The organism is Bacteroides sp. AF25-5LB (genome assembly GCF_003602965.1).
Classification (GTDB): Bacteria; Bacteroidota; Bacteroidia; order Bacteroidales; family Bacteroidaceae; genus Bacteroides; species Bacteroides uniformis.
In genome coordinates this window covers 121,354-144,567 of record NZ_QTMC01000001.1, presented here as the reverse complement: position 1 = coordinate 144,567, position 23,214 = coordinate 121,354, and the positions used below count along the sequence as shown (strand labels likewise).

The following is a 23,214-nucleotide window of genomic DNA, read 5'->3' as shown; positions in this document are numbered from 1 at the left end:
TCTCGTTTTTTGCAAGGATAGGCATATTTACGGATAAATAGTCCGTAAATGGCTTCTTGTTGCTTTGTATGGGAGCAGGATTATGTATATATTCGCGAAAAGAAAAACATAAAAGAAACATGGATAAATATAAGGTTGCAATAGTTGACGACGATGAGGTGGCTCTTGAGAATCTGAGTTTTGAATTGGGAAAGGATGCACGCTTTTCTTTGAAGGGAACTGCCCGTAATGGCAAGCAAGGGAAAAAACTCATTGCCAAGGTACAGCCGGATTTGTTGTTCTTGGATGTGGAAATGCCGGATATGACAGGAATGGAACTACTGCAGGAAATACGTGGCAGTGTTTCATGGAACATGCGGATTGTTTTCTATACGGCTTATGATAAGTATATGGTTCAGGCTATCCGGGAGGCTGCGTTCGACTATCTGTTGAAACCTTTTGAAGAGCAGGAGTTTCGGGATATTCTTGCACGTTTTGTAGAGCAGGCAGAAGCTGGGCAGAGAATGTCATATCCCATTGGTGCGCCGTTGCATGCCGGACAGACATTTATCGTATTTACGCCAACCAATGATATGCGTGCATTGCGTCCGGCTGAAATCGGTTTTTTTCGCTATTGCTCCGAGCGTAAGCAGTGGGAGGTGATACTAAACAACCAGCCGCCATTGGTGCTGCGTCGCGGAATGACTGCTGAGCAGATTACTCAATATTCATCCAGTTTCGTGCAGATACATCAATCATATATTATCAATATTGATTATCTGATGATTATAAAGGATAGCAAATGTATGCTTTATCCACCATTTGACAAAGTGACGGAACTGCTGGTTTCCAGAAAGTATAAGAAAGAACTGCAAGACAGATTCTGCTTGTAAAGTGATAAGAATTATTTGGTTAGGGAGTTGACGCCGCAGACTTTGGTGGCGTTGACGTAAAGAAAAGGCATTGAACCTTTAAAGTCCAATGCCTTTTTATTTATCAAATACAATTTTCGTATTCATCAGAAGCGAAGCTTATTTCACTTCGATACCTTTGTTCTGCAGTGTGACATTTAATACTCTGGCATAATCGGCATACTGCTTTTCATTCAGAGTCTTTTTCATCAACTTCAGATTACCATAAACTGCATTACGGAGTAACTTCTCCTGATTCTTCTTGGAATTTGTAGCGCGTTCCATCTGTTCTGTAAAATATTCGCAGATGTTTGCCACTTCTTCATGCTGGTTGGAATCCAGATTCAAATACTTGCTCAACTTTGTTATGTTGATGTTACCTTCCCATTTTGCAGTTGTAGGCTGGTTTTCTGCTGCAAATGTTGTAGCAGTCAGGCAGACTGCTGCCACTAATGTTAATCCTAAACGTTTCATAATACCTACTTTTTAATTGTTATTCCTAAAAACTAATTTCAATCTAATACCTATTGAAAACTCTCTAAGCGCTTAGCTTTTTCTTTTATCTATGCAAATGTAGGTATATGTTTTATAACACAAAAATGAATAAGGGAAAAAGTGTAGTTTATACCTTCATTTCTTGACTTAAATCAATTTTATAGTGTGAAAATGCTTTGTTTAGATACTTTTTGTAATACGAATGTAATGTGGACTAACTGAATTTATATTTGTAGTAATGGATAAAAGGATTTTTATTAGTCAAAATGTTATTGCCAAATAGTTTCGGGTAATTCTATGATTACTCTGCTTTCAGAGCAGACTCCCACAAAGCCTAATCCGCCTATGACGTTGCAAGGCAGACTGATAGGTTCCATTAAAGCATCGTCGTAATCCCCATCATCCAGGCAGTTTAAGGCTTTTAGATAGCGGTATTCGGCTTCAGTGATGCTAAGCAACCGTACGGTGATGGTTTGTTTGCGGGATATATGGTCGTAGTAGTGTCCCTCTATCGGATAATAATCTTGGTAGAGAGGGGTGTATACTTTCAATGTGGCATAAGAGTTACGGAAAGTGTTATCATTGAATATGTTGTATTTGTTATTGATGGTGGGAAACAATTCATTTTCTTCATCATCATAGTTGCTGGGGTGGCCGTCAGTCAGTATAACATCTTCCCGGTTGATGATTTCGTTCTGCCGGGGAGCAAGGATGGTAGTGTCTCTAGGTATGGAGGCCCAATGCCAAGAGCCGTCCTCGTCTTCCACTTTGATGAGGCTGCCGTTTTCATCCTCCAGATATTCTTTCCATTTGCAATAGTAACTACGGTCATTCCAAATGTCCAGCCGGTAGTAGTTCTTCTCGTTGGGGCGGTCTTGCAATGTAATTTTGTATTGGCGGTAAAGGGTTTTCCCGCTGTACTCGCGCAGGTAGGCCAGGCAAGTATCCACGTGCAGGCTCTCTATCGGTTGTGGCACGGTGACTTCGGCACTGGCATGGTATTTTCCGTTTTCGGCAGTGGCTTCCAGACGTATGTTGTCACCGGGATGCAGTGTGCTGGTCAGACGATATTTCTTGAAACGTATACTTTTCAGTAATGATTCATAAACGTCCTTATCAAGTTCTCCTTCCAGATGCCCATAAATTTCTTCCGGGGAAACCGCTTTCGGAGTTTCTGCTATTTTGCCATTGATGTAGAGGGAAAGAGTTGCTTCGTTCAAATGTTCAATGCTATAGCCCTCGCCTAAGTGGAGATAGACATCATTCTCAGCTTGTCCGGTTTCGAGCAAGGCGTTCATGATGATTTGCGGATCTTGTTGTCCGGGATTGTAAGGAATTTCGTTTTCGCAGGCTGTTAGGAAGCTTACAATAGTTATATATATAATAAGGTGTAATTTCATTTTTGTTTTCATATGCCGGATTTGTTTTTAAAATCTATAAGTATAGGTAACAGAAGGAATACAAGGCAGTATTGTTATTTTCTTGATGACAGTTTGAGCTTTCTTCTGTCCGGTATTTCCATGATAAATACTTTCGTAGAAATCATCGTAGTATACGTTGTATCTATTTTGGTATTTGCTGTAAACGATATTCGGATTCATGGCATTGTATGCATTGTAGATACTGATATTCCAGGTACGAATACCATGTTTGGTCTTCTTGTTGAAGTTGACGCCGAGATTCAAACGATGGCTGGCGGGAAGGCGGTAATTGTTACGCCGGGAGATGTAGCCGGTTTCCTCAATAGAGCCATCGGGTTTGATGATGATTGTTGCCTTTTCGGGGATAGTGATACATCCACCGGTATTGAATATCCAGGAAGCTCCTGCATCAATGCGGTCACTGAACTTATGGCTGAGATTGAGGCTGATGCTGTGGCGGCGGTCATATTTGTAGGGGAACCATCGGCCTTGGTTGATGGTACCGTTCTTAAAACGGTGATCGGTCTTGGATAGGGTATATGCCAGCCAGCCGGTAGTCTTACCCAATGTTTTCTGTGCCATCAGTTCCAGACCGAAGGAGCGGCCTTCGCCCGTTTCTACTTTTTCCTCCCAGTTGGTAGAGGTGCCGAAGAAGGATACACCGTCTTGATATTCAAGTATGTGTTTCATCTGTTTATAATATCCCTCGACGGAGAACTCCCAACCCGGCAGTCCGGAATAGTAGCCTCCTATGGAGAACTGGTTGGCATACATCGGACTGATGTCTTTGGTAATGGGTACCCAGAGGTCGGTAGGCATAGACAGCGGAGTAGAGGACAGCAGATGCACATACTGTGCCATGCACGTATAGGATGCTTTGGCAGAATATCCTTGTCCGAGGTCATAGCGGGCGGAAAGACGGGGCTGCAGCGAATAGTAGCTTTTCCCTTGTGTGTGGAACAGCGATGTGCGTACACCTGCATTCAGACTGAGCCTGGTGTTTACATTGAAATTGTCTTCGGCGTAAAGGGAGATTTCTTGTCCGCGCATGGCATGGCTGTTGCTGGTATTGTAAACCGTATCTTCCTGGAGGGCGCCATTATCTATATCTTGTATTTTCGAGGTAGCTATTCCCGGACGGAACGTATGGTGGATGTACTCTGCACCGAACTTGATGTGGTGCTGTGGTATGGGGGTGTAGTCAAAGTCCATACGCGCACTCCAGTCACGGATACCGGAGTTGAACTTGGAGGAGTAATAGTATCTGTCTTGTACTTTATTGGCGACAGTATAGGTATCTTCCATGTTTCCGTCCAGCCCCATCTCATATTTGTTGTATGAGACGGTGGTGTTGCAAAACAGCTTGCTGTTGAATACATAGTTCCAGCGGCCGTAGGCGATGGTGTTTCCCCAATTCAGATGGCTGTTGTCCTTGGAATAATTCTTAATGCTCTTGTCGTAATTGTCACCGTGGTAGTAACTGTCATAATGATAGTGGTCTTTCCCCTTGTAGAAACTGAGGAAGATGCGGCTACGGTCGCTGAACTTATGGTTGACCTTTGCATTGACGTCGTAAAAATAGTAGTTGTATTTGTCGGAATAGGTGTCGTCTTTGTCTACAATGAGATTTTTGAAGAATAGGGTGGGGATGGCTCGTGCGCTGAAACTGAAGGAGGTCCGTTCTTTCCAGATAGGGCCTTCGATATGAAGTTTGTCCGTCAGCAGGCCTATGCTGAATGCGCCGTGGTATTTATGCATGTCTCCGTCGTTGGTCCGTACATCCACTATAGACGAAAGACGCCCGCCGTAGCGGGCAGGAAAAGAACTTTTGAAGAGTGTGGTGTTCTTTACCGCTTCGGGCGTAAAGATGGAGAATACTCCCAGCAGGTGGTCTGCGTTGTAAACTGGAATTCCGTCCAGCATAACCAGGTTTTGGTCGGGACCTCCCCCTCGCACATACATGCCTGCAAAACCTTCCATGCCGGCTTGCACACCCGGCATCAGCTGAATGGTCTTCAGCAGGTCGGCTTCTCCCAATATGGACGGGGTATGCCTGATTTGTGTCATCGGTATCTCATGCGCTCCCATGGCTGTGCTTTCTATGCCGGCTTCCCGCTTGTCCGAGAGTACCACGACCTCTGCCAGCTGGTTATTGCTGTCCAGCCTGACGTTGAGTAAGGTGTCTTTCGTCAGTTCGAACCGGCTATGCCGGCTTTCGTAGCCCAGGTAGGAGAAAACCAGTTCCGTTTCCCCTTCCGGCAAGGTGAGGGAATAGAAACCGAAAGGATTGGTGGCAGTACCTGTGGAACGACGACTCTCAAGGATATTGGCACCAATCAGCGTCTCGGAAGACGCTCCGTCGGTCACGTATCCGCTGATGGTGAACTTACGGCTAACGGGTTTCTGCGGCACGGGCCGCTTATGGAGTAGAATGTGCTTTCCGGATATTTCGAACGTGATGGGTTCGTTTTCAAAGGCACGTTGCAATATCTCACTGATGTTCTTTTGTTTCATCTCCAGTGTGATGCGGTGCGTGAGCTTTACTTCTTCCCCATAGATGAAGGAGAATCCGGTTGCATTTTCCAGTTGCTTCACGAAACTCTCTAAAGTTGCGTTACGGATATTCAGGTTTATACGTGTTTCCTTGTTTTGTGCTGGTGCATGGAGTGAGGAGCTTAAAAGAACCACACACATCAGAAGTACGGTTCTGATGCGGTGGTGTGAACAGATAGTAGAGCTGGTCATTGTCAGTTAAGTTTAGTAGTAAGGATAATGGTGTTGTTTTCTTTTTTATAGGTAAAGTTACCGGCGTCCTTCAGTAGGTCGAGGATTTCTGTAAGACTCTCCCCTTCGCGGAAGGTAGCTGTCATATGATAGTTCTTCAGGCTGTCTCCTTCGATACGTATATCGGTACGGAACGTTTCGGAAAGTTGACGGACGATTTCCTGCAAGGGTTGCTGATTGAATGTCAGTACGCTATGGATTACTTGGGTTTCCTCGGTAGTATGTATGGCTTCTGTGGGAATGGCTTCCCGTTGTGGTGCTACGTATAAGAACTGATAGGCTGCCCAGCTCGTTACACAGAGCAGGACTACGGCTGCGGCACTGGCTGTACGCATCCAGAACCGCTTCATGCTGCGGCGCTTTAGCAAACGGCTTTCCAACAGCTTCCAGCTGTTTTCTGCCGTAAAGCGTCCTCGTGGGGAACGGGTAGAAGCAACCAGTCTGTTCAGTACTTTGTCGAAATTCTCGTTATTCACTTTCATTTTTGGCAATTTATTAAGAGCCTATGGCTCCTTTTCTGCATGTAAAGACAGCTGCTTTTCAGAAATTCCCTATGCCTATATCCTGAAATAATGTTAATCTAAAGCTCTTTGTCCGTGAAAGTCCGTCCTGCCTACGTATGACTTCCTTGTTTCTCTGTTTCAATCAATAGGGAAGGTGTGCTCAAGATGTGCATCTCATGTTGTGCGAGATGTGTATCTCATGCAGCTCGAGATGTACATCTCATACATGCATACGCGGCTTCTTGCAAGGAAGATGAAGCAGAGTTCACTCCGTCAGCAATGCTTCCTTGAGTCTTGTGAGTGCTTTTTGCAGTTGCGCGTCTACTGTCTTTGTGCTGATGTTTAGCTCCTCCGCCACTTGTGCATAGCTTTGTTTTTCTTCGCGCAGGCGGATGAATACTTCACGGCAACGCTCCGGCAGGCGGTCGAGCGCCTTGACATATCGGGCAAACAGTTCTTCGCTGATAAGAGTGTCTTCGGGGGAATCGGCTTGGTCTGAAAGTTCGGGAAGCTGTTCGGACGAAAGTGTAGGGTGCCGGTTCTCTTTTTCCAGGTAATTGAGGGAGGCGTTTTTGGTAAGGATAAAGCAGTAATCCTCTATGTTGTTCACTTCCGGCAACCGGGCGCGTTGTTCCCAAAGCTTCATGAAGACGTCGAGCACAATTTCTTGCGCCCACTCTTCGTACTTCACGAAATAGCAGGCAATACGGAACAAACGGTCGTAGCACAGATTGTAGAAACTGTGAAAAGCCCGTTCCGAGTCTTCTTCCTTCATTTGGCGCAAGTAGCGTCTGACTTCTTGTTCGGTCATGCAGTCTCCCGGTTTTGCTGTTAATCAATGAACATCAGGTCGCTTATTATGCCGTCCGAAACAAAGATGCCTTCCCGGGTCAGGCGCAGGCGGTCTGCCTGCATCTCCAGTTTGTGGCTTTGGAGGTATGGAGCCGCTATTTTCATGCAATATTGGCATAATTCCGTGCCGAAGGCTTCTTCCGTATATGTCAGGGAGACTCCCCACATGGTACGCAGGGAAGTCATGATGTATTCATTGTAACGGGTCACTTTATCCAGGATTTCTGTTTCGGAGGAACGCTGTCCCTCTTCAATGGACTTTATGTATCTTTCCAGAGAAGCTGTGTTCCATTCCCTTGTCTCCGCATTGAAGGAGTGGGCGGAAGGGCCGCAGCCCAAATACGGAATGCCTTTCCAGTAAGCGGTGTTGTGGCGTGAGTACATGCCGGGCTTGCAGAAGTTGGATATTTCATAATGCTCATACCCCGCGGCTCTCAGGGTGTCCATGAGCGCCGAGAAGAAGCGCAGGCTACTCTCTTCATCTACTTCGCTGATGCGGTGGCTTTGCAGCATTTCGTAGATGCGGGTGCCTTTTTCGTAAGTCAGATGATAAGCGGAGATATGCTCCACATCAAGGCCGACGGCTTGTTGCAGGTCGCATTCCCACCGTTGGTCTGTTTCATCCGGCAGTCCATAGATAAGGTCGATGCTGATATTCCGGAAGCCGGCTTGGCGGAGGCGGTGTACGGCTGCGATGGCTTGCGTGGCATTATGCCGGCGGTTCAACAGTTTCAGGGTGGGGTCGTCGAATGTCTGTATTCCCATGCTTATGCGGTTGAAGGGGAGGGTACGCAGCATGGACACATATTCTTCCGTCAGGTCGTCGGGATTGGCCTCGAGGGTAATTTCTTCGGCATGTTCTGTTCCATACACCTCTTTGATAGTCCGGAATATCTGCTCGAAATCTTCGTGGGCGAGCTGTGAGGGAGTTCCTCCGCCAAAGTAGATGGTCTCTATCGGTTCTTCCTTCAGATAACCCTTGCGGGTTTTCAGTTCAGTGCACAAGGCATGGATGTACTGCAGCTTCAATTCGCTGCGAGTGGTGGAATAGAAATCGCAATAGATACAGCGTGTCTTGCAAAAAGGTATATGAATATAGATGCCTGCCATGGTATGCTTATGGATATTTATTGCAAAAATAGTCTTTTGGCAGGAGAATATATCGGTTTTCGGGACATTTAATGTAATATGGAAGGAGTCAGTGTCTTGGTGTGTATTCTTAGTTTTGTCTGTAATCCGGAAAAATAGAACATTTTTTGAGTTGTATGGAAATTCATTATTCCGAATAAATTCCTTTTCTTTGTTATCAGAAAAAGGAATAGGTGTCTATTAAAATAATGGGTAATATGTTTGAAGGACTTGACTTTTGGTTTGAACAGATTATAGCTTATTGTATTGCCTTTGTACTGGTGCAGTTCATGCAGAAACAAATATAACGGTAAATACTTTAGTCATTTCCGTCGTGGAATGATTTAATCTTGGGCTTTTTTCTTGTGATTTCTGAGTTTCTGGGGCACTAATGACCGATATTTACCCCTTTTTGAAACAATAGTGCCCCCGAAATTACCGGGAATGGGGTAATTTGCAGTATTGAAAAACAAACTTAAATAATATCATGAGAAAAAGTAACTACTTATGGCTGCTGCTGGTGGCAGTTTTATTGCTGCCCGTTCAGGAAATGGCTGCCAAGAAGAAAAAAGAGAAGGAAGTGACAGACCGCGAACTTTGGGTCGGGGTGTTGTATCAAATGGCTGCTCCGGACTAAGCAATATGAGTGAAGGGAAGCTCCAGGAAAATATGCAGGTGGAGCTTAGCCCCACTTGGGATGGACGCGACAAACGGGTGACCTATATGGAATGCTTCGGCCGTTTGATGGCGGGGTTGGCGCCCTGGTTCTCTTTGCCGGACGATGACACTGCCGAAGGCAAACAGCGCAGGCAACTTCGCGAGTGGGCATTGAAAAGTTATGCGCAGGCGGTAGACCCTGAAAGCCAGGATTACCTGCTTTGGTGGAAAGAGGGGCAGCTGCTGGTCGATGCCGCTTATGTTGCTGAAAGCTTCCTGCGAGGATACGATGCTTTGTGGGTGCCTCTGGATAGTTTGACTAAACGGCGTTACATTGAAGAGTTCACCCGGTTGCGCCGTGTGAACCCTCCTTATACCAACTGGCTGCTGTTCTCGTCTACGGTAGAATGCTTCCTGCGCAAGGCTGGGGCTAAGAGTGAGGCTTAGCGTATTGTCTCCGCTCTGCGCAAGGTGGAAGAGTGGTATGTAGGTGCCTTGCCCCTGGGCTTGTCCGCTGACCATCCGTTCTGGACAGATGCTCCGCAGGCATGGACCTAGAAAAAGGCGTGGAATTATCTGACTACTGTAGCCTTGCAGCCCGATGGTCGCATAGGGTATGTACAGCCGATTGGCGAGAAAGCCATTCACGGACAAGTGGTTGATGCCCACTCTACTGCTAACTTTGGGGTAGGGGTATTTCTGCTGGCAGCTTGTGAGATGGTGCGTTTTTTGAATGCCGACTGATTTGAGAGAGTAAATAAGTGTATATGTTACACAACATATACACTTTCTTTGTATTATAATGTATATAGTGTTAATTTTACACCCGTTAAAAGGTTTAATATAAAAAGATTATGATTGTACGGATGAAAAACACTTTCCGGATGCTTTTGGCGGCAATGCTATTGTCGTTGTTTGCACTTCCGGGATATTCCTGGCAAAAATCCTTTCCCCAAAAAGATTATGTAGCTTATTTCACTGGGAATAGTGGCGATGAAGAAGCTGTCCGCTATGCTGTAAGCATGGACGGTTATACCTACTGGGCATTAAATGATAATGAACCGGTAATCGATTCAAAAGTCATCAGCTCCACCAGGGGAGTCCGCGACCCGCATATCTTCCGTTGCGAGGATGGCAAGACTTTCTATACAAAACCCCATTCAGAACTTTGCTTTGGCGCCCAATAACCTGACGGATGCTCCGCAAATCTGCCTCGACTTTATGAAACAAGTGCCCACTACTTGGGACGAGACCCGTTTCATTGACGGCTATCCAGGGAGACATATTGTTCTTGCCCGTTGTCATGGCAACACGTGGTACATAGCCGCTGTCAATGCAACGACGGAACCTCTGAAACTGAAACTTGACCTTCTTATGCTGGCAGGACAAGAGGTATCTCTGTATAGTGATGACAAGAAGATGCAGCCTCAATTAAAGCTGCAGAAGATAAAGACTGATGGTTCTCTGCAACTCACGGTTCGGCCGCAGGGAGGGGCGGTAATCGTGAAATAAAGAAGGCATGGAGCAACCCTTGTTTTGTAATGATATATTATGACGGATTACTTATTTTTTAAATATTTGATTATCAAGTGTCTATAATTGGCCTAATTCAGCCGTATACTGAATGGCATTCACTATACGACTGAACCCTATTCACTATACGACTGAATGGCATTCAGAATACGGCTGATTGTGACTATCGAACTAAATGTAAATGATTAATACCTACTTAATACCATGAATAGATTCTTGAAATTATTGTCCTTGTGTCTGTTCTTGACACTGACTGTTCCTTTGTGGGCTGTGATGAACGGAGTGGCGAATGAACCCGATTCAGTCTACCTCTTTTCCTACTCCCATGCCGACGGCAGTGGCGGTTTGAAACTAGCCTGGAGTCCCGATGGCAACCGATGGTTCAGTGTGGCAGACGGCAACTCCTTTGTCAACTCCGACTTCGGTCCCTGGGGGCTGGATCTGATAGAGTATGCCAATGGCGATGCGCGCCGCACCGTGTGGGGAGGAGGAACTGGGTGTGCCCATGGTAGACGAACACTATTACGTGGACCCGGGTTGGATGATTCACAATCAGGACTATTAGGGAAAGTAAGGATAAAGGATTAAGGATTAGAGATTAGAAATTCTGTGCTTTTGTGGCTCTGTGTTGAAATTAAAAAATCCGTGTAATTCCGTGCCTGAAAACATAATAACTCAATACCTTAAAAGATATGAAGCAATTATTGACATTGGCATTTGTTGCAGCCATAGCCGGCAATGCATCGGCACAAAAGCAGCAGTCTTTGCATTCGGGTTATCCCATCGACCCGGTGCCTTTCACTTCGGTCAAGGTGACCGACAGTTTCTGGGGACAACGCTTGAAGGCAAACCGTGAGGTAACCATTCCGCTGGCTTTCGGCAAATGCGAGGAGACGGGACGCTATGAGAACTTTGTGAAAGCGGCTCATCCCAGTGACGAATATAAGGTGGAGGGCTTTTCCTTCGATGATACGGATGTCTATAAGACGATTGAAGGGGCAAGCTATTCCTTGCAGACTTACCCGGACAAGAAACTGGAAAAATATATCGACAGCGTGCTCGTCATCGTTGCCGCTGCCCAAGAGCCGGACGGATACCTCTATACGGCCCGCACGATGAACCCGAAACATCCGCACAACTGGTCGGGGCCGGAGCGCTGGTCGGAGGTGGAGAATCTGAGCCACGAGTTCTATAATCTGGGACACATGGTGGAAGGGGCTGTGGCCTATTACCAAGCTACTGGCAAGCGGAATTTTCTGGATATAGCCATCCGTTATGCCGATTGTGTATGCAAGAATATCGGCGAAGGTCCCGGACAGAAGCGTGTGATTCCCGGACACCAGATTGCTGAAATGGCATTGGTGCGCCTCTATATGGTGACGGGCGATAAGAAATACCTCGACCAGGCCAAGTTCTTCCTCGATGCACGCGGTACTACGGCGCGCAAGGATATCTATTTGCAGTCGCACAAGCCCGTGCTGGAGCAGGATGAGGCTGTGGGACATGCCGTGCGCGCAGGCTACATGTACTCGGGCATGGCTGACGTGGCCGCTATCACGGGCGACAGCTCTTATGTCCGTGCCATCGATCGCATTTGGGAGAACATTGTGGGCAAGAAGATATACATTACCGGTGGCATCGGTGCGCGCCATGAGGGTGAAGCCTTCGGCGACAACTATGAACTGCCCAACCTGACGGCCTATAACGAGACGTGCGCCGCCATCGGCAATGTTTATACCAACTACCGTCTGTTCCTGCTGCACGGTGATGCCAAATACTTTGACGTGCTGGAACGTACGCTCTACAACGGTCTGATTTCCGGTGTTTCGCTGGACGGCGGACGGTTCTTCTATCCCAATCCGCTGGCTTGCGACGGGAAGTACCGTTTCAATGCCGACCACACGATTACGCGCCAGCCGTGGTTCGGTTGCGCCTGCTGCCCCAGCAACATCAGCCGCTTCATCCCTTCGCTGCCGGGCTATGTCTATGCGGTGAAGGATGACAAGGTGTATGTCAATCTGTTCCTCTCCAACCGGGCCAAGCTGAAGGTGAACGGGAAGAATGTGGTGCTGGAGCAGGAAACCTCTTATCCCTGGAACGGTGATATCCGCTTGACAGTGGCAAAGGGCAACCAGCCGTTCGTCATGAATGTCCGTATTCCGGGCTGGGTACGCGGAAGTGTGCTACCGGGTGGCTTGTATTCGTATGCCGACGGAGAGGAGCTTGCCTACCGCGTGTCTGTCAACGGTCAGGAGGTGAAGGGAGCACTGCAGAAGGGTTACCTCAGCATCGACCGCCGCTGGAAGAAAGGAGATGTAGTGGAAATTTATTTTGATATGCAGCCGCGTGTGGTGAAGGCCAATGACAAGGTTGCCGCCGACCGTGGCCGTGTGGCCATAGAGTGTGGTCCGCTGGTGTATTGCGCCGAGTGGCCGGACAATGATTTCGATATCTCCACCCTGCTGCTGAACCGGCATCCGAAGTTCCAAGTGGTGGAGCACCCCGACCTGCTGGGCGGTATCAACGAAATTACCACCCGTGCGCAAGCCTTGAGCTATGACGCCACGGGCCGCCTTGCCGCGAAGGATGTGAAGTTGACGTTGATTCCTTATTATGCTTGGGCGCATCGTGGTGAAGGCCGGATGGAAGTGTGGCTGCCGATAGAAGTGGGAGCCGCTTCGGCAGAACTGCAGGAATAAACTATGTATCTGTATCTAAAGATTTTATTATTTTTGTAAACTGTTTCCGTATTACTATAACATTTGACATTACTTATATGAAACAACTGATTACCACCCTTTTATTGTCTTGCGCCTTGGGTGCGCAGGCACAACATGTAATGACCGTTAACGTATCCCGGCCGACAGCCAAGATACAGCCCACGATGTACGGCATCTTCTTCGAAGACATCAACTTCGGTGCCGACGGCGGACTCTACGCTGAACTGGTGAAGAACCGCTCCTTCGAGTTCCCGCAGCCCTTCGTTGGCTGGGTACCCTTTGGCAACGTCACGGTGCAGGACGCCGAGCCCTGCTTCGACCGCAATCCCCACTACGTGCGCATCGTCAACGACGGCCGTCGGCTGCGTGCCGGGCTCGACAACGAAGGTTTCCGTGGCATCGGCCTCAAGCAAGGCGAGGAATACCGTTTCACTGCCTATGCCCGCACTCCCGATGCTCGCCCCATGAAGCTCTCCGTTGAGTTGCTGAACTCCCGCGGCGAGAATCTGTTGACCAAGGAAATCGAAATCAGCGGCAACAGCTGGCAGAAGCAGACCGTCCTCCTCCGCTCCCCCTTCACCGATGCCCACTCGCGTCTGCGCGTGGTGTTGCTGACGGAGGGTACGGTGGACATGGACCACATCTCGCTCTTCCCCGTCAAGACCTGGAAGAACCGAGAGAACGGTCTGCGTGCCGACCTCGCCCAAGCGCTCTATGACCTCAACCCCGGCGTCTTCCGCTTCCCCGGCGGCTGCATCATCGAGGGCAACACCCTTGCCACCCGCTACCAGTGGAAGAACTCCGTGGGCCCGGTGGAGAACCGTCCGCTGAATGAGAACCGCTGGAACTACACCTTCAAGCACAAGGCTTTCCCCGACTATTTCCAAAGTCTGGGTCTGGGCTACTACGAATACTTCCTGCTGAGTGAGGATCTCGGAGCCGAACCGCTTCCCGTTCTCAGTTGCGGCCTCTCCTGCCAGTACGAGAGCAACGAAGTGGTGCCCCTCGACGAGCTCGACCTCTACGTGCAGGATGCCCTCGACCTTATCGAATTCGCCAATGGCCCCGCTACTTCCACCTGGGGAAAGCTGCGTGCCGAGATGGGACATCCGGAGCCGTTCCACCTCAAAATGATTGGCATCGGTAACGAACAGTGGGATAAGGTCTATACCGAGCGTCTGGAAGTCTTTACCAAAGCCATCCGCGCCCACTATCCCGACATCAAGATTGTTGGCTCCTCCGGCCCCAACGCCGATGGTGACAAGTTCGACTACCTCTGGCCCGAGATGAAACGCATCGGTGTGGACCTGGTGGACGAGCACTACTACATGGCCCCCGACTGGTTCTTTGCCAATGCCGCCCGCTATGACAGCTACGACCGCCGCGGCCCCAAAGTCTTTGCCGGCGAGTATGCCTCCCACGACCACCCCACGGGCAAGACCAACAATTTCCTTGCCGCCCTCTCCGAAGCAGCCTTCATGACCGGGCTGGAGCGCAACGCCGACGTGGTGCACCTTGCCACCTACGCCCCGCTCTTTGCCCATGTGGATGCCTGGCAGTGGAATCCGGACCTTATCTGGTTCGACAACCTCCGCATGATGCGCACCCCGAACTATTACGTCCAGCAGATGTATGGAATGAATGCCGGTACCGACGTTCTCCGTCTGCAGATGGACGGCAAGCCGGTGGCTGGGCAAGACAGCCTCTATGCTACGGCCTCCCTTGATGCCCCTACGGGAGAAATTATTCTGAAGCTGGTCAACGCAGGCAGTACCCCGGCCCAAGTGCAAGTTAACTTCAACGGTTTGAGGAAACGCCAACTCATCGGCGGTTCGTGCACGTATCTGCAGAACTGTGACTGGCGTACGGTGAATACCTTGGAACAAGAAGCTCTCGTTCCCCGTATCCGCCCGGTGCAAGTCGGCGCGCAATCCCTCGACTTGGAGCTGCAGCCCCGTTCATTCAGCGTCTACCGCCTGCATTGACATCCCTTTCCGAAAGGTGGAGGGAGATGGCATACAGTTAGTTTTCCCTCCCCTTTCCGGGGCATGAGCCGTGGAAAATTGCTTCCGTGAGCAAATATTCATCCTTTTTGGGCCGATTCTCCTCTTGAAATAGCCCGATTCGCCTTATTTTTGTAACAGCATTCGGAGCATTCCCTATGCTGTTATTACTATTTTTAAACTAATCATCATGAAGAAACATCTTATTACCGGACTGTTTGCAGCCTTGGCCTTGTCTGCCAGCGCACAGTCTTTCAAAGAATGGCTCGACCCTGAGGTCAACGCCGTGAACCGTGCCCCCATGCACACCAACTACTTCGCCTACGAGTCGGCCGATGTCGCCACCCGGGGCTTGAAAGAACAATCGTCCCGTTTCATGACACTGAACGGCATCTGGAAGTTCTTCTGGGTGAAGGATGCCGATGCTCGCCCTACCGACTTCTGGCGTGTGGGCTACAATGACAAAGGTTGGAACGACATCCCCGTCCCCGGCGTGTGGGAACTGAACGGCTTTGGCGATCCTATCTATGTGAATATTGGCTACGCCTGGCGCAACCAGTTCCAGAACAACCCGCCGCAGGTGCCCGTCGAGAACAATCATGTAGGTTCTTACCGCCGTGAGATTACCGTGCCCGCCGACTGGAAGAATAAGGACATCATCGCCCATTTCGGCTCTGTCACCTCCAATATGTATCTGTGGGTGAACGGCCGTTATGTAGGTTATAGTGAAGACAGCAAGCTCGAAGCCGAATTCGACTTGACCCCTTACTTGAAGCCCGGCCAGAAGAATCTGATTGCCTTCCAGGTATTCCGCTGGTGCGACGGTACCTATCTCGAAGACCAGGACTTCTTCCGCTACAGCGGTGTAGGGCGTGATTGCTATCTCTATGCCCGCGACAAGAAACGCATCCAGGATATCCGCGTCACTCCCGACCTGGATGCCGACTACCGCAACGGTTCCTTGAGAGTGCAGCTCGATGTGAAGGGTGGCGGTAACGTCAGCCTTGAACTGCTGGACGCTGCCGGAAAGCAGGTGGCTACAGCTGCTGCCAAAGGCAGTGGCACTGCCCTGATAAATGTGGAGAATCCTCATAAATGGACGGCAGAAACACCCTACTTGTATACCCTGCGTGCCACCCTGCAAGGCAGCAGTGAAGTGATTCCCGTAAAGGTAGGTTTCCGCAAGATAGAACTGAAGGGAGAACAGATACTTGTCAACGGCCAACCCGTCCTCTTCAAGGGCGCCAACCGTCATGAGATGGACCCGGACGGCGGTTATGTCATCTCTCGCGAACGTATGCTGCAGGACATCCAGGTGATGAAGCAGTTCAACTTGAACGCCGTGCGCACCTGCCATTATCCCGACAACAATCTTTGGTATGACCTTTGCGACCAGTACGGTATCTATGTAGTGGCAGAGGCGAATATCGAGTCTCACGGCATGGGCTACGGCGAGCAGACCCTTGCCAAGCGTGATGATTATAGAAAAGCGCACTTGGAACGCAACCAGCGCAACGTGCAGCGCAGTTTCAACCATCCCAGCATCATCTTCTGGTCGCTCGGCAACGAAGCCGGCTATGGTCCTAACTTCGAGGCCGCCTACGATTGGGTGAAAGCCGAAGACCCCAGCCGTGCCTGCCAGTACGAGCAAGCCGGTAAGACAGGCAAGACTGACATTTACTGCCCTATGTACTATGGTTATGAGGGCTGCCGGAAGTATTGTGAGGATGCCTCCATGACGAAACCTCTCATTCAGTGCGAATACGCTCACGCCATGGGCAATTCTGAAGGAGGCTTCAAGGAGTATTGGGATTTGGTTCGCAAGTATCCCAAATACCAAGGCGGCTTTATCTGGGATTTCGTTGACCAGTCTCCCCGTTGGACGGGCAAGAACGGCAAGATGATTTATGCCTACGGCGGCGACTTCAACCGCTTCGATGCCAGTGATGTGAACTTCTGCGATAACGGTCTTATCAGCCCCGACCGTGTGCCCAATCCTCACATGTACGAAGTGGGGCGTATCTATCAGGACATCTGGACTACTCCGGCCGACTTGGAGAACGGTGAAATCAATGTGTTCAACGAGTACTTTTTCCGCGACCTCTCTGCCTATTACATGGAGTGGGAGGTGCTGAAAGGCGGCAAGGCAATTCGTACCGGTCGCGTGGATAATCTGAATATAGCTCCTCGGCAGACAGCCAAGATTAAACTGGATTTGGGCAAGACCTGCCAATGTACCGAATGGCTGCTGAACGTTTCCTATAAGCTGAAGAACCGCGAGGGTCTGCTTCCCGCCGGCCATGTGGTGGCCAAGGACCAGCTGGCACTCAATCCCTACAAGGCTCCTTCCATGGAACTGAAGAACTGCGTGCAGAGCAATGTAGAGGTGGTGGCTCCCCAAGTGCAGGATAACGATTGGAAGTATCTCATCGTTTCAGGTGATGCGTTCCGGGTAGAAATCAACAAGCACAACGGTTACCTGACCAAGTACGAAGTGAACGGACAGAATATGATTAAGGACGGTGAGGCCTTGACGCCCAACTTCTGGCGTGCTCCGACCGACAATGATTTCGGTGCGGGCCTGCAACGCAAGTACATCGTTTGGAAGAATCCGGAAATCAAGTTGACTTCTTTCAACCAGCGTACGGAGAACAATCAGGTCATAGTAGAATCAGCTTACGATATGCCAGGTGTTTCCGCTAAGCTGGCCTTGACGTATGTCATCAACAATGCCGGTGCCATCAAGATAACCCAGAAGCTGATAGCCGACAAAAACGCCAAAGTTTCGAACATGTTCCGTTTCGGTTTGCAGATGCCCATGCCCCGCAGTTTCGAAACAGTCGAATACTACGGACGCGGTCCGGTTGAGAACTATAGCGACCGTAACCATTGCACAGATTTAGGCATCTATCGCCAGAGCGTGACAGAGCAGTTCTATCCTTATATCCGTCCGCAGGAAAACGGAACAAAGACCGATATCCGCTGGTGGAAGATGTTGAATCAGTCTGGCAATGGCATTAAGATTGTGGCCGAAGCCCCCTTCTCCGCATCGGCCTTGCACTATACCATCGAGTCTTTGGACGAGGGTTTGGACAAGCAGCAGGGACACTCGCAAGAAGTGGAAGAGGCTGATTTGACTAATCTCTGTATCGACAAGGTACAAGCTGGTCTGGGTTGTGAGGACAGCTGGGGACGTATTGCGCGTCCGGAGTACCTGGTGCCATACGCTGATTATGAGTTTACGTTCATCCTTTCTCCCGTGCGCCACAGCATCGGAATAGAATAACATTTACTGCGTACTAAACCACTGGTTTCATAACACAGCAGCGGTCGCCCTCCCCATTGGAAAGGCGACCGCTTTGCTATTGATGCTTTGTTTGCTTTTGTATATTTCTTCGTTTATATCATGATACAACTTACCTTTTCCGGCAAATGCAATCTGTCAGATGATCGTTGATAAATCCCGAAGCTTGCAGATGGGCATAGCAGATGGTAGAGCCGAAGAACTTGAATCCCCGTTTTTTCATGTCTTTGCTCATGGTATCTGATTCGGGAGACGATACCGGAATCTCACTCAATGACTGGAAGTGGTTGATAATCGGTGTCCGATCGGGAAAGAAGGATAACGTGTAGTTGTAAAAGCTGCCGAATTCTTTCTGTATGGCAAGAAACAGCCGTGCATTGGTGATGGTCGACTTAATTTTCAGACGGTTTTTCACGATGCCGTCAAAATGCATCAGCCGTTCCACGTCTTCGTCAGTCATTTGCGCCACTTGTGAGGCATCGAAATTGCAAAAGGCTTTGCGGTAGCCTTCCCGCTTTTTGAGGATGGTTATCCAGCTCAGTCCGGCCTGGGCACTTTCCAATACAAGGAACTCGAATAGTGTTTTGTCGTCTGTTACCGGTTTTCCCCACTCTTCATCGTGGTATTTCACATACAGCTCGTCGGTTCCGCACCAGCCGCAACGTCCGTTTATAATGTCTTGCATAAGAGTTATTTTTGTAATGAGATGCTAAGATATTGTTTTCATTGCGAATAAACAAATCTATCTATTCAGAATGGACAGTTTCCATATTCTTTCTTACTTTTGCAAAAAGGTGGTTTGGCAAGAAGGACAAGATAACTCTTGCCAATCTCGGCAAGGCAGGCATCCAGACGGTATGTTACAACCTAATGCCGGTGATTGACTGGATTCGCACGGACTTGCAACATTCCTAGGAAGATGAGACATTTCCTATTCAAGCGTTTGCTGGCGCTATACAAAGGGATAGACTGGGAGGTTTTACGCGAAATATGCGTTATTTCTTGTCTGTCATCATGCAGGTGTGCGAAGAATATGGGATGAATATGTGATACACCCTAATGACCCTCCTTTTCAGGTATTGGGGGTCGCGTATTGTGACAGACGAGGCGGATATTACCTCGATATTGAGGGCAGTGGACAATCCTCATAATGGCCTGACTTTTTATGTCGGTTCATTGGGTACCGGGAACAGAATGATACCCATGAACTGGCAAGGAAGTTTGCCAAGCGTACCCATTTTGTGCATTTGCGCAGTACGAAGGCAATGCCGGCTGTGGTAGACGATGAATTGTACGGAAAATCTGTTTGATTGATTTTTCGTGTAATCCATGTCTAAATAATCTATTAGCGTATGTAAGTCCGACTTAATAGTTGAAAGCCTTGGATTTTACGTAAACCTTGAAGTCTTTGATTCCACCCGGTACCTCGCTTTCCATTCTGGGTAGATATTGTATGCCGGTCAGGGTGCGGGTACTACCCAAGTCAATCACGACAGAATGCGGGTATGGAGTGTCTTTTGTTGTGCTCCAATAGGTTGATTCCTGGAGGTCGAAGATTTTGTCCGCAGAACAGTTGACGTGGGATACGTCTTCGCTGTCGGCATAATTGACAATCCAGGGTTCGCGTGACAGACGTTCCCCATTCTCATCCAGCAGATACATTTCGGCAATGCAAGCCAGGTCTTTTCCATCTTGTGCACTCAAGGCTTCCAGGCAGACATAACGTCCGGTGACGGGTTGGTCGAATTTGCGCTCCTGCCAACCGTTGCCGGGATTGAAGCTGCCGGAGAGGACGGGCTGCTCACCGGACAAGTCGAGATTTTCACCCTCATTGCGGTGTGTCAGCGGTTTGGTAACGAGTAGTTGGTCCAGCAATGGCTCGCTCAGTCCTTCGGACTTAACTTCTTTGGGACCGATGATGTCGAAGACAATCACTTCATTCTCGCCTTTCTTCAACCAGCATCCCGGGATGTAGAGGGTCTGTTGCGGGCCGATTTCCCAAATGCGTCCCATGGCGTGCCCGTTGACGTAGACAAGTCCCTTGCCCCAAGTCTCGAAGTTTAGGAATGTGTCGCTGGGCTTGTTCACCTTAAAGGTGGCACGGTAGCAACCCGGAATGCGTTGTCCTAACTCATCTTTCAGTGAGCCGATGGGCTGGAACTTCATGTTCTTATAGAAATCGTATGTATCTTCGAGATTATAGACTTCCCAATCCTTCAGGTTGCAGGTGAAAGGACGGCCGTCGATGTCTACGGTAAGTTCTACGCTTTGGGTGATACCCTTGAAGTCCTTGATGGCACGTCCAAAGTTGATGCGGCCCATGGCTTCTACCAGAATGTCGAGGCGTGCACCTTTGGGGCAGGCGGGGAATTCCAGTTGCTTTTCACCGTTGCGGCGGTCCAGTTTGCCGATGTATTTGCCATCTAGGAAAACTTGGGCATAATCGTGCGCATCGTTCACAGTGAGCAGGGACGGGGTTTTCATCTCGGGCAGTGTGGTGCGGTAGAGAATACTTCCGAATCCCTGGTTATATTCCTCCATGGTACGGATATTGCAGTCTTTCTTGGCAGCAGGAAGATTGTCGAACAAAGGAGCCATCTCTGTAAATTGGAAAGACGGAATACGGATGGGCTTGATTAAAGCGGGAACTTTAGCCTGCTTCTCGCCGTTCATGTATTTGGACAATGCTTTTCGCAATTCCCAGTATTTGGGAGTGGTCTGTCCCGATTCGCTGATGGGGGCGTCGTAGTCGTAAGAGGTTACGTCGGGGGCGAATCCGGGTGAGTTGGCTCCTGCCCAGTGTCCCCAGTTGGTCCCTCCGTGGGTCATGTAGAGGCTGAAGGAGATGCCTTTGGACAACATCTCGTCAATGCCGGCAATCATGTCGGCAGCCGGACGGGTTTCGTGGTTGGCTCCCCACTTGTCGAACCAGCCGCTCCAGAATTCGGAGCACATCAGCGGGCTATCAGGACGGAGTTTCTTCAGCGGTGCAAACTGTTGGTCGATGTTGGCTCCTGTACCGAAGTTCATGGTCCATACCAGGTCGTGGAGTCCGTTCTTGGTGAAGTTGGACGCCCAGTCGCATTGAAACAGTGCTACGCCGGGGTAATTGGCGCGTACGATGTCGCGGATTTGCGATACGTAACTTTTGTCTTCCCCGTAGGAGCCGTATTCGTTCTCTACTTGTACCATGATGATGGGACCTCCGTTCTGTATGGTCATGTCGGCTACCTGCTCGGCAACGGCTTTTTCAAAGATGCCTACACGTTCTATGAAGTAAGGGTCGGATTCGCGCAGGCGTATGTCCTTCTTCTTGAGCAACCACCAGGGCAGTCCGCCCATTTCCCATTCGGCACAGACATAGGGCCCTGGGCGCAGGATGACATACATATCGTTCTGCTGGCACAAGCGGCAGAATTCTGCCAAGTCATTCTGCCCGGTGAAGTCGAATACACCCGGCTGAGACTCATGAGAGTTCCAGAAGACGTAGAGGCAGACTGTGTTCATGCCCAGTGCTTTGCACATTTTGATGCGTTGGTCCCAATAGGCCTTGGGGATGCGTGGATAGTGCAGTTCTGCGGCTTTGAGACAAACGGCTTGCCGTTCAATAGGAATGTTCCTTTGCCGGCAGAGAAGTCGCCTTGTCCTTCCCATTGGGTACGCGGGTCCCAGCTGTCGCGCCAGGGTATCGTGATTGTTCCGTCCTTGCCGAATTCAAGCGGGAGCCATACGTAGCGCGAGTCCTCAAGGTCTTTCTTTTTCCAGCGGTCGAACATGGCAATGTAGGCATTTCCTTTTCCGTATATTTGCTGCACGTAAGTGCTTTGTGCATAGAAGGTCTTGTCTGCATCAGGACCGGTACATGGATTGCCGATGGTAGTCCATTGCCCCATGATGGAGTCGGCTACAGCCAGCTCGGCAACATTGGGATCCCAGCCGGTACAACCGGAAGAGAGCATATAGTATTTGCCGTTATACTTGAATACGGCGGGTGCTTCGCGGCTTTGCTTCACGAAATTGCGTGTATAGCGACCAGTGGGCTTCAGGTAGTCATCCGTTAGCTCGCTTATATATAAGGTAGCGTTGTTTTCCGAAGAGTAGAACTGATATGCCTTGCCGTTATCATCAATGAACACTGTTTGGTCGCGGCTCATCGCACCGTTGGGACGGAAGCTGCCTACATAGGTGAATGTTCCGGTAGGAGAATCGCTGACCGCTACGCCGGCACATGCCTTACTGTAGTCAGCACTTTCCACATGCGCCCACATGACGAATTTCTTTGTCTTCTCGTTGTAAATCACTTTGGGACGTTCCAGCACCTTGCTGGGGTGCAGGTCGTGTTTCTCGTCGTCTTTCACGGCAGGAAGTACAATACCCTCGAACTTCCAGTTCAGCAGGTCTTTCGAAGAGTAGCAGCTGACACCGGTTACGTCGGTGCGGTAGCATTCCCACGTAGCCCATTCGGGCAGGATGGTTTCTCCTTTTTTGTATTCGCCATACCAATAGTAGGTTCCTTCGTGGTAAAGAAGGCCGCCGCCATGGGCGTTGATGGGATTGCCGTCGGTGTCTTTCCATACTTCCCCTGGTATGATTGCGGCATTTTTCGTTTGTGCTTTTGTTTTTGCAGATGGCAGGCAGCAAAGGCAGGCCAGCAATGCAAAACTCCAAATAATTTTCCTTTTCATTTAAGAATTCGGTATTAGATAATTAATAAATCGTTTATGTTTTGGGCAAAGATATGCGAAAGTTGAGAAATGGAGGGTATGTAAATGTGTCAAAAAGGAGAGATTAGAGCTATAATCTCTCCTTTTTGTGATGTTTTTCTGTCTTTTCTATTTGGTTTGCACTTGTTTCTTAAGTTATAGGTAGGGGGTATTGTGTTTTATAACATGCTTCCCGATGTTGCTTTTCTTTGAATTAATGC

Annotated in this window: 11 protein-coding genes and 7 pseudogenes; 10 read left to right on the top strand and 8 right to left on the bottom strand. The window is 49.2% G+C overall.

Annotated elements, in window-relative coordinates; all coding sequences use genetic code 11:
• The first annotated feature begins 119 nt into the window (after nucleotides 1-119).
• A complete protein-coding gene (locus DWY57_RS00655; protein WP_117600855.1) occupies nucleotides 120-872 on the top strand; it encodes a LytTR family DNA-binding domain-containing protein in 753 nt (250 codons plus the stop codon).
• 138 nt (nucleotides 873-1,010) lie between these two features.
• Here the strand turns inward: DWY57_RS00655 and DWY57_RS00650 are convergent, their stop codons facing one another.
• The 6 genes from DWY57_RS00650 to hemW all read right to left on the bottom strand — a co-directional run bounded on the left by DWY57_RS00650 (nucleotide 1,011) and on the right by hemW (nucleotide 8,055).
• The gene (locus tag DWY57_RS00650) at nucleotides 1,011-1,364 is read right to left on the bottom strand and encodes a hypothetical protein (protein WP_057097580.1); all 354 of its coding nucleotides are present in this window, start codon (nucleotides 1,362-1,364) and stop codon (nucleotides 1,011-1,013) included.
• Nucleotides 1,365-1,654: 290 nt separating this feature from the next.
• On the bottom strand, nucleotides 1,655-2,797 hold the full coding sequence (locus DWY57_RS00645) for a DUF4249 domain-containing protein (RefSeq protein WP_117600856.1): 1,143 nt from the start codon (nucleotides 2,795-2,797) through the stop codon (nucleotides 1,655-1,657).
• A gap of 15 nt (nucleotides 2,798-2,812) precedes the next feature.
• Nucleotides 2,813-5,551 (bottom strand): TonB-dependent receptor, encoded by a 2,739-nt coding sequence (locus DWY57_RS00640; RefSeq protein WP_243634622.1) that lies wholly within the window; start codon nucleotides 5,549-5,551, stop codon nucleotides 2,813-2,815.
• Nucleotides 5,552-5,553: 2 nt separating this feature from the next.
• A complete protein-coding gene (locus tag DWY57_RS00635; RefSeq protein ID WP_119961182.1) occupies nucleotides 5,554-6,072 on the bottom strand; it encodes a DUF4974 domain-containing protein in 519 nt (172 codons plus the stop codon).
• A 286-nt stretch (nucleotides 6,073-6,358) separates the two neighbouring features.
• The gene (locus tag DWY57_RS00630; RefSeq protein ID WP_009037909.1) at nucleotides 6,359-6,904 is read right to left on the bottom strand and encodes an RNA polymerase sigma-70 factor; all 546 of its coding nucleotides are present in this window, start codon (nucleotides 6,902-6,904) and stop codon (nucleotides 6,359-6,361) included.
• 20 nt (nucleotides 6,905-6,924) lie between these two features.
• Complete coding sequence (gene hemW / locus DWY57_RS00625) at nucleotides 6,925-8,055, bottom strand: radical SAM family heme chaperone HemW (protein WP_119961181.1); 1,131 nt, start codon at nucleotides 8,053-8,055, stop codon at nucleotides 6,925-6,927.
• 505 nt (nucleotides 8,056-8,560) lie between these two features.
• Here hemW and DWY57_RS00620 point away from each other — a divergent pair.
• The 8 genes and pseudogenes from DWY57_RS00620 to DWY57_RS00585 form a co-directional block, all read left to right on the top strand.
• Nucleotides 8,561-9,174 (top strand): annotated as a pseudogene (locus tag DWY57_RS00620) (DUF2264 domain-containing protein); the annotation flags it as partial.
• A 114-nt stretch (nucleotides 9,175-9,288) separates the two neighbouring features.
• Nucleotides 9,289-9,474: pseudogene (locus DWY57_RS00615) on the top strand (glycoside hydrolase family 88 protein); the annotation flags it as partial.
• A gap of 155 nt (nucleotides 9,475-9,629) precedes the next feature.
• Nucleotides 9,630-9,878, top strand: a pseudogene (locus tag DWY57_RS00610) (glycoside hydrolase); the annotation flags it as partial.
• A gap of 1 nt (nucleotide 9,879) precedes the next feature.
• Nucleotides 9,880-10,242 (top strand): annotated as a pseudogene (locus DWY57_RS00605) (glycoside hydrolase family 97 C-terminal domain-containing protein); the annotation flags it as partial.
• Between the two features lie 225 nt (nucleotides 10,243-10,467).
• A pseudogene (locus tag DWY57_RS00600) lies at nucleotides 10,468-10,698 on the top strand (hypothetical protein); the annotation flags it as partial.
• A gap of 257 nt (nucleotides 10,699-10,955) precedes the next feature.
• Nucleotides 10,956-12,962 carry a glycoside hydrolase family 127 protein gene (locus tag DWY57_RS00595; protein ID WP_119961180.1) on the top strand — a complete coding sequence of 669 codons (2,007 nt, stop codon included), beginning with the start codon at nucleotides 10,956-10,958 and terminating at the stop codon, nucleotides 12,960-12,962.
• Between the two features lie 77 nt (nucleotides 12,963-13,039).
• Nucleotides 13,040-14,968, top strand: a complete 1,929-nt coding sequence (locus tag DWY57_RS00590; RefSeq protein WP_119961179.1) for an alpha-L-arabinofuranosidase C-terminal domain-containing protein — start codon at nucleotides 13,040-13,042, stop codon at nucleotides 14,966-14,968.
• Nucleotides 14,969-15,176: 208 nt separating this feature from the next.
• Entirely contained in the window at nucleotides 15,177-18,272 is a 3,096-nt protein-coding gene (locus DWY57_RS00585) for a glycoside hydrolase family 2 TIM barrel-domain containing protein (RefSeq protein WP_117599976.1), read from the top strand.
• A 130-nt stretch (nucleotides 18,273-18,402) separates the two neighbouring features.
• On the opposite strand, the gene DWY57_RS00580 is transcribed toward DWY57_RS00585, so the two are convergent.
• A complete protein-coding gene (locus DWY57_RS00580; protein ID WP_117599977.1) occupies nucleotides 18,403-18,975 on the bottom strand; it encodes a DNA-3-methyladenine glycosylase I in 573 nt (190 codons plus the stop codon).
• A gap of 128 nt (nucleotides 18,976-19,103) precedes the next feature.
• Between DWY57_RS00580 and DWY57_RS00575 the strand changes: the two are divergent.
• Nucleotides 19,104-19,561, top strand: a pseudogene (locus DWY57_RS00575) (mannonate dehydratase); the annotation flags it as partial.
• 94 nt (nucleotides 19,562-19,655) lie between these two features.
• On the opposite strand, the pseudogene DWY57_RS00570 reads toward DWY57_RS00575, so the two are convergent.
• Nucleotides 19,656-22,975 (bottom strand): annotated as a pseudogene (locus DWY57_RS00570) (beta-galactosidase).
• Nucleotides 22,976-23,214 lie beyond the last annotated feature (239 nt).